Source organism: bacterium, from assembly GCA_040753555.1.
Lineage (GTDB): Bacteria > UBA9089 > UBA9088 > UBA9088 > UBA9088 > JBFLYE01.
In genome coordinates this window covers 1-6,374 of sequence record JBFMDZ010000125.1, presented here as the reverse complement: position 1 = coordinate 6,374, position 6,374 = coordinate 1, and the positions used below count along the sequence as shown (strand labels likewise).

The window sequence follows — 6,374 nt, the reverse complement described above, 5'->3', positions numbered from 1 at the left end:
ATGATATTGGACATTGGAAATTGGACATTTTTTTGACATTTGAACTTGGGATTTGGGATTTATTATAGAATGGATGAATTTTAAAACAGCCAAACATATAAAATACGATATACTGAATAGTTACGATTCTTGAAGAAAGTTGATGACTATAATCAAAATAAAAGGCTTAGGAGTTTGGGGTATAAAACCCCTGCTCAATACCTAAAAGATGAAAAGAATATTATCATACAACGTATCGTTAGCTAACAGCAACACCTACTTTTCTTGTAAATAGATGAATTGAAGGTAAAATCTGTGTTCCTTTTTCAAGAATTGCCCATTCAATTTTTGAAGGAGGATTTCCAAGTAAAGCTAAAATCTTCTCTCCTGTTTCTGGCATTATTGGGGAGATAAATAAAGCAATTAGCCTTATGCTTTCAAGTAACCTATAGAGGCAAGATGAAAGCCTTTCGCAATCAGAAATTTGCCAGGGTTTTTCTTTGTCAATATATCTATTGCAGAGATTTATAAAAGCCCAAATTTTCTCAAGGTATAGATGAAACCTTAATTCATCAAAATAGGAATCCATATTTTTAATAATATCAAATGCAGATTGCTGTAATTCCCCTCCGTCACATTTCTCTGGAACAATAGAAGAAAGGTATTTATTTACCATAGTAAGGCTTCTTGAAACAAAATTTCCAAGGTCATTTACTAAATCAGAATTAAGCCTCTGTATTAGATTTTCATAAGAAAAATCTCCATCCAGGCCAAATGGAAGGTCTCTTAAGAGAAAATACCTTAAGCAATCAGCTCCTACATCATCAGCTAAAAGGGATGGAGAAACAACATTTCCTTTTGACTTTGACATCTTCTCTCCACCTATCCTCCACCATCCATGCCCAAAAACCATTTTTGGTAGGGAAAGACCACAAGACATAAGCATAGAAGGCCAGATTATTGTATGAAACCTTAAGATATCCTTTCCAACAAGGTGTATATCTGGTGGCCAATATCTTTCAAATTTTTGGCTTTCATCTGGAAATCCAGCCCCTGTTAAATAATTTGTTAATGCCTCAAACCAGACATAAATTACATCGTCAGTAGATACAGGAATGCCCCATTTAAAATTCCTCCTTGTAATGCTTAAATCCATTAGCTCATCCCTTACAATATTTTCCATCTCAGCACATCTAAAGGAAGGTTGGATAAAGCCTGGATTCTCCTTAAAATATGAAAGAAGGCTATCTTTGTATTTTGATAGTTTAAAATAGTATGTAGGTGATTCTAAAAATGTTGTATCCCTTCCACACCCTGAGCAGGTTTTTTCTTTTAAGCAATAGCTTTCGCAAGGTATACAATAATTTCCACTGTATTGCCCCTGATAAATATCGCCATTTTTATAAATAAGCTCAAAAACATATTTCGCTGTCTTCTTGTGTCTTTCGCTTGTTGTCCTTATAAAATCATTATACGAAATATTAAGCTTCTTCCATAAGGACTTAAAATTTTCTGATTGTGTATCGGAAAGTTCTTGTGGGGAAATACCCTTTTCCTTAGCAGATTGCTCTATTTTTTGTCCATGCTCATCTGTGCCTGTTATAAACAACACATCAAATCCAGAGAGCCTTTTATACCTTGCTATGCAATCAGCCGCTATTGTCGTGTATGCATGGCCAATATGGGGAATGTCGTTCACATAGTAAAGGGGCGTGGTAATATAATATTTCATAATAAATCAAAAAGTCTACTAATTACATACAAAATTATTTTATAGGCACCTCAATTATCCTTTCATCTTCAAGCTTTACTTTTATAGAGGAGCTAATGGGACAGACCTCTTCAACAATACCAACCCCTTCATTTGTTTTATAAGAAGAGCCCTCTTTTGGCGCCCTTTTTCTAAACTCCTTATAAAACTCATATTCAAAGGAAAGGCAGCACATAAATCTTCCGCATACACCTGTTATCTTAGAAAAAGACATAGATAGGTTTTGCTCCCTTATTACCTTTAGATTAACAGGGCTCGTGTCTTTTGAAAATTTTGAACAACAAACCTCCCTTCCACACCAGGAAAAGCCTCCAAAGAGCCTCACCTCCTCCTTTATCCCTATTTGATAAAGCTCAATCCTGGCTCGTAAAGAACTTGCGAAGTCTTTAACAAGCTCTCTAAAATCAACCCTCTCGCTTGCACTAAAATAAAATGTGTATTTTTTTTCATCCAAAGAAAGGTGGACATCTATAAACTTCATATTAAGGCTATGGCTGTTTATCTTCTCTATAAAAATCTTTTTGGATGCCTCCTCTTTTTCTTTATTTGCTTTTTGCTTCTCAAGGTCTTCTTCTGATGCTTTTTTAATAATCCTTGGAATATGCTCTTTTATTTTCTGCTCATCTAAAACCTTTGGCACTTCAACACTTACACCTATATCGCAATATCCTTCCATTTCAACAAGGTAGCTTTCACCCAATTTAATTGAAAGCTCTCCGCAATCGCAATAATTTATCCTAGGATCCTTTGGAAATCTTATTCCAACTACCTCTTTAATCATTTGTTATCTTCAAAACCATTTTTTCTAAAGCAAGCCTTTTATTCACATTTGCTTTTAGAGATTCTTTTGCCCTTAAAACCTCATCCATCATAAAATAAAAGCCATTTTTCTTAAAAAGAAAAAGGAGGAGGTCTAATGTAGCTGGAAATCTTTCATCCATCTTAACAAGCTCCTCTATCAAAAGAAATTTAGGTTTTGTTTTAAAAGAAGATACCCATAATGAAATGGCTTTCTTTTCTTTTTCTATCTTGCTATAGTTTAATGCCCTTTCCATACTTCCTCCTGACATTTCAGCCAAGATCTCATCCTCAATACCGAGGGATTTAAAGGAATTTAAAGAAAGTGGCTTAAACCTTATTTTAAAACACCGAGACCTAATTGTTGGAAGGAGGCTATTTATTGAGCTTGTAATTAAAATAAACAATTGACATCCCTCTTCCAATGTTTTAAGGAGACAAGATGATGCCTCGGGGGTAAGAAAATGGGCATTGTCAATTACATAAACCCTCTTTTTATAGCTCGGCTTAAGGCTTGCCTCTTTTATTATATCCCTTATTGTATCAATCTTTATATAGCCATTATCATCCGTTATTTCCCTTATATCTGGATGTTTTTTAAGGCTTAAGCAGGAATTGCAAGAGCCACAGCCACCATTATCACAATTTATAGCTCCTGCAAAGGCAATTGCTGCCATTTTCTTTCCTATTCCCCTTTTTCCATAAAAGATTAAAGAAGGAATGTCCCTTCTTTTTAAAAGGCTTTTTAAAGAGGATATTGCTTCGTTTTGACCTATGATTTTATCCAAAAGCATTAGGTTAATAGGATATACATAATTGCTTTAATCTGTCAATCTTGACTTAAAAGGAATTATTTTGTATAATGTTTTTATGGATAAGAAATTTTATGATTTAATGATTGTTTTTGATGAAAAAGGGGGGAAGAGGGAAAAAATTACCGCTGAAATTACTAAAATTATTAACGAAAACAGCGGTTTTATTGAGCATATTGATGAATGGGGGGTGAGAACCCTTAGCTATCCAATCAAGAAGTGTTTAGAAGGGTTTTATTTGCTTATAAGATTTTCTGTAAAGCCAGAGTCTATCTTTTCAATATCAGAGGTTTTAAGGGTTTCAGAAGATGTTTTGAGGTTTCTTGTTACAAAAAGAAAAAATCCCCTTCCAAAGGAAGAGGAAAAAGAGAATAAGGTGGAGGTGAAGGAAGAATGAGAGGATATTCAAGGGCAATAATTATGGGGAATTTGACAAGGGATCCTGAGCTAAAATACATTCCGTCTGGAACAGCTGTTACAAGCTTTACCGTCGCTGTCAACAGAAAGTACACCCTTCAGGGTGAGGCAAAGGATGAGACAAGCTTTATACCCGTTGTTGTTTGGGGAAAACAGGCAGAGAATTGCAATCAATACCTTAAGAAAGGCTCTCCTGTTTTTGTTGATGGAAGGCTTCGTCAACGCTCATGGGAGACATCTGATGGTCAGAAAAGATCAACAGTTGAAATAGTAGGATTGACGGTTCAATTTCTCTCAGGAAAACCCTCTGAGGGAGAAATTGTTGAGGAAGAAATGCCCCTTCCTCCTGAAGAAGACCTTCCATTTTAGGAATTTAGAATTTACGATTTGGGATTTAGGATTTAAATCCTAAATTTCTAAATCCTAATTCCTAAATGATATATGGAGAGGTGCCAGAGTGGTCGAATGGGGCTGCCTGCTAAGCAGTTATACGGGTAGATCTTGTATCCTGGGTTCAAATCCCAGCCTCTCCGATTGGGAATGAAAATAGGATAGCGAAGGTGAAGTTAAGGTTGGGAATAAAAACGGGATGAGAGAAAGATGGAATTTGAAGCCCAAACGAAGTGAGGGCCGGGAACAAGAGATTATACTGAAATAAAATTGGTTTTTCTAAAACCAAAAATGGTTTGCAAACTTTTTGGTTAGTAGTGCATTGGAACATTAAAAGTTAAATAATGTCTTTTTGCTTTATAGTATCTTGCATAAATTGTTGCAATATACAGTTGTTGCTACTTTGTCAATGTTAAATTTAATTACTACTAAATATGTTAAAATTTTAAGCTTAAAATTTCTTCATATTCCCTTTGACTTAAAAACTCTTCAATTTCTCTATAAAACCCATTAACTCTCCCCTTCTTTGCTAAATAAGTTTTATGAATAACCTTCCCTTTATAAAGAATATAAACCTTCCCATTACCAAGAACTTTAGATCTCAACCACACATCCTGCAAGGGAAATTTTGAAATACGAAGTATCTTGCGAGCGAAGCGAAGCAAAAATCAGAGGGAGGAAGTTGGATTATATCTTTCTCGTAACTTGATTGTATTGTCATTGTTGACCTTTCTTTCAAATCTCTTACAGAATACAAGGTCAAGATTACATCCAGAAAGAATGGGTTTAAAGACACCATCAATTCCTTCTGTTTTAGCAAACTTCTTGTTGTAGTAAGGGATAAATTCTTCCTTGAGGAATCTATTTGCTTCACCTTAGCTCCTTTAAGGCTCTTTGTATATGGGTATCTTCTTGTTCAACAGCAACATCTACATGCAATCCTCCATATCTTGTGGTTTTGAAATGTGAAGCTTTGTCCGCAGGGATGCATAGAATATTCCTTTAGGCTCAACAATACTTCTTATTGCCTCCATATTGCTGAATACCCCATCAGATGGATAGAATTTAGCAAATAAAATTTCACCTGTTGCATCATCTACAGCGGCTGTAAGCCACCATTTCACTGGAATGGATGAAATCCATTGATGCTAAAGAGGAATCCATCTGAACAAGCATTCCAGCGCTGGGCATCCTTCTTCGTCTTCTATAAACCTTCTTTTTCTTCTTTGGTTGATGTAGCTTGTATTCAATAAGAATCTTTCTTAATGTCTCGGTAACTATTCAGTATATCGTATTTTATATGTTTGGCTGTTTTAAAATTCATCCATTCTATAATAAATCCCAAATCCCAAGTTCAAATGTCAAAAAAATGTCCAATTTCCAATGTCCAATATCATTTCAAATTATTGGGATTTGGACATTGGGATTTCATTTGTCATTGGGATTTGGACATTGGGATTTTTATTCTTTGGCTTCATTATTTTCCTTAACATTATCTAAACATATACATTCCTTATTTCCCTATAGGGTGAATAGTTACATGTCTCGTAGGATAGCTTAAGATGATGCCTTTCTTCTAAATGATCTTTAAAATGTCTGATATTAAGAAACATATTGACCTTATTAGAGATTTCTTCATAAAGCCCTTTAATATATTCTTGGCTCATCACGGATTATGGTGATGAGAATAGGGTTTAAAGATTATATGTGTTTAACTAAAGCTAAATATACAATTGAGCTTCTTTGTTAAAAAAAGATAAACATACAATTATTTTGTACGTGTTTAGCTAATATTTAAAGAAAGCAATGAAATAAGTGAGAAGTAAAAAGTGAAAGATGAAAAAGAATGAAGAATTAAGACAAGGGTTTAATAAGAAACATTTACTTCCCACTTCCCATTTCTATATATGGTCTTTTTTTATCCAAATGATAATCGAAATTTCAAAATCACTTTTATTGCAAATGGATGAAATCTTTTGGTAGAATATTTTTGAAATGAGTGTTGTAACTGTAGAGAAAGACTATCAGATTCAAATTCCTTATGATAGAAGGGAAAAATCGGCTATCAATAAGGGTGATAAGTTGATATTAGAGGTGGATAAGAGGGGCAAGATAATTATCAATAAATTTAAGGAGAGCGGAGTTGATAGAAGTTTTGGTATATGGGCAGGAGAAAAAAATGGCGTAGAATATGTAAATAAGATAAG

9 protein-coding genes and 1 tRNA gene are annotated in these 6,374 nt (G+C 34.3%); 4 read left to right on the top strand and 6 right to left on the bottom strand.

Going from position 1 to position 6,374, the window contains the following annotated elements; translation table 11 throughout:
- Positions 1-238: 238 nt before the first annotated feature.
- Genes metG through AB1630_09475 form a run of 3 tightly spaced genes read right to left on the bottom strand, consistent with a single transcriptional unit; the run spans position 239 to position 3,342 of the window.
- Entirely contained in the window at positions 239-1,711 is a 1,473-nt protein-coding gene (gene metG, locus AB1630_09485; protein MEW6104021.1) for a methionine--tRNA ligase, read from the bottom strand.
- A 34-nt stretch (positions 1,712-1,745) separates the two neighbouring features.
- Entirely contained in the window at positions 1,746-2,531 is a 786-nt protein-coding gene (ricT, locus tag AB1630_09480; GenBank protein MEW6104020.1) for a regulatory iron-sulfur-containing complex subunit RicT, read from the bottom strand.
- On the bottom strand, positions 2,524-3,342 hold the full coding sequence (locus tag AB1630_09475; protein ID MEW6104019.1) for a hypothetical protein: 819 nt from the start codon (positions 3,340-3,342) through the stop codon (positions 2,524-2,526). Before AB1630_09475 ends, ricT begins: the two co-directional genes overlap by 8 nt.
- Before the next feature lie 76 nt (positions 3,343-3,418).
- On the opposite strand from AB1630_09475, the gene rpsF reads away from it, so the two are divergent.
- The 3 genes from rpsF to AB1630_09460 all read left to right on the top strand — a co-directional run bounded on the left by rpsF (position 3,419) and on the right by AB1630_09460 (position 4,310).
- A complete protein-coding gene (gene rpsF / locus AB1630_09470; GenBank protein MEW6104018.1) occupies positions 3,419-3,757 on the top strand; it encodes a 30S ribosomal protein S6 in 339 nt (112 codons plus the stop codon).
- Positions 3,754-4,146 (top strand): single-stranded DNA-binding protein, encoded by a 393-nt coding sequence (gene ssb, locus AB1630_09465; protein ID MEW6104017.1) that lies wholly within the window; start codon positions 3,754-3,756, stop codon positions 4,144-4,146. Before rpsF ends, ssb begins: the two co-directional genes overlap by 4 nt.
- Before the next feature lie 74 nt (positions 4,147-4,220).
- Positions 4,221-4,310: transfer RNA gene (locus tag AB1630_09460), tRNA-Ser, on the top strand.
- Positions 4,311-4,604: 294 nt separating this feature from the next.
- Here AB1630_09460 and AB1630_09455 read toward each other — a convergent pair.
- From AB1630_09455 to AB1630_09445, 3 genes are read right to left on the bottom strand one after another with little or no spacing between them, the layout of a single operon-like run.
- A complete protein-coding gene (locus AB1630_09455) occupies positions 4,605-4,772 on the bottom strand; it encodes a hypothetical protein (protein MEW6104016.1) in 168 nt (55 codons plus the stop codon).
- Entirely contained in the window at positions 4,769-5,041 is a 273-nt protein-coding gene (locus AB1630_09450) for a hypothetical protein (protein MEW6104015.1), read from the bottom strand. Before AB1630_09450 ends, AB1630_09455 begins: the two co-directional genes overlap by 4 nt.
- Before the next feature lie 55 nt (positions 5,042-5,096).
- Positions 5,097-5,291 (bottom strand): hypothetical protein, encoded by a 195-nt coding sequence (locus AB1630_09445; GenBank protein ID MEW6104014.1) that lies wholly within the window; start codon positions 5,289-5,291, stop codon positions 5,097-5,099.
- A gap of 871 nt (positions 5,292-6,162) precedes the next feature.
- On the opposite strand from AB1630_09445, the gene AB1630_09440 reads away from it, so the two are divergent.
- Positions 6,163-6,374: AbrB/MazE/SpoVT family DNA-binding domain-containing protein (locus tag AB1630_09440; protein ID MEW6104013.1), on the top strand; the 212-nt coding region annotated here is incomplete at its 3' end.

What these genes read in the sequence shown, in the direction of transcription:
- metG (MEW6104021.1), bottom strand. Translation starts at nt 1,711, where the DNA reads ATGAAATATTATATTACCACGCCCCTTTACTATGTGAACGACATTCCC.
- ricT (MEW6104020.1), bottom strand. Translation starts at nt 2,531, where the DNA reads ATGATTAAAGAGGTAGTTGGAATAAGATTTCCAAAGGATCCTAGGATA.
- AB1630_09475 (MEW6104019.1), bottom strand. Translation starts at nt 3,342, where the DNA reads ATGCTTTTGGATAAAATCATAGGTCAAAACGAAGCAATATCCTCTTTA.
- rpsF (MEW6104018.1), top strand. Translation starts at nt 3,419, where the DNA reads ATGGATAAGAAATTTTATGATTTAATGATTGTTTTTGATGAAAAAGGG.
- ssb (MEW6104017.1), top strand. Translation starts at nt 3,754, where the DNA reads ATGAGAGGATATTCAAGGGCAATAATTATGGGGAATTTGACAAGGGAT.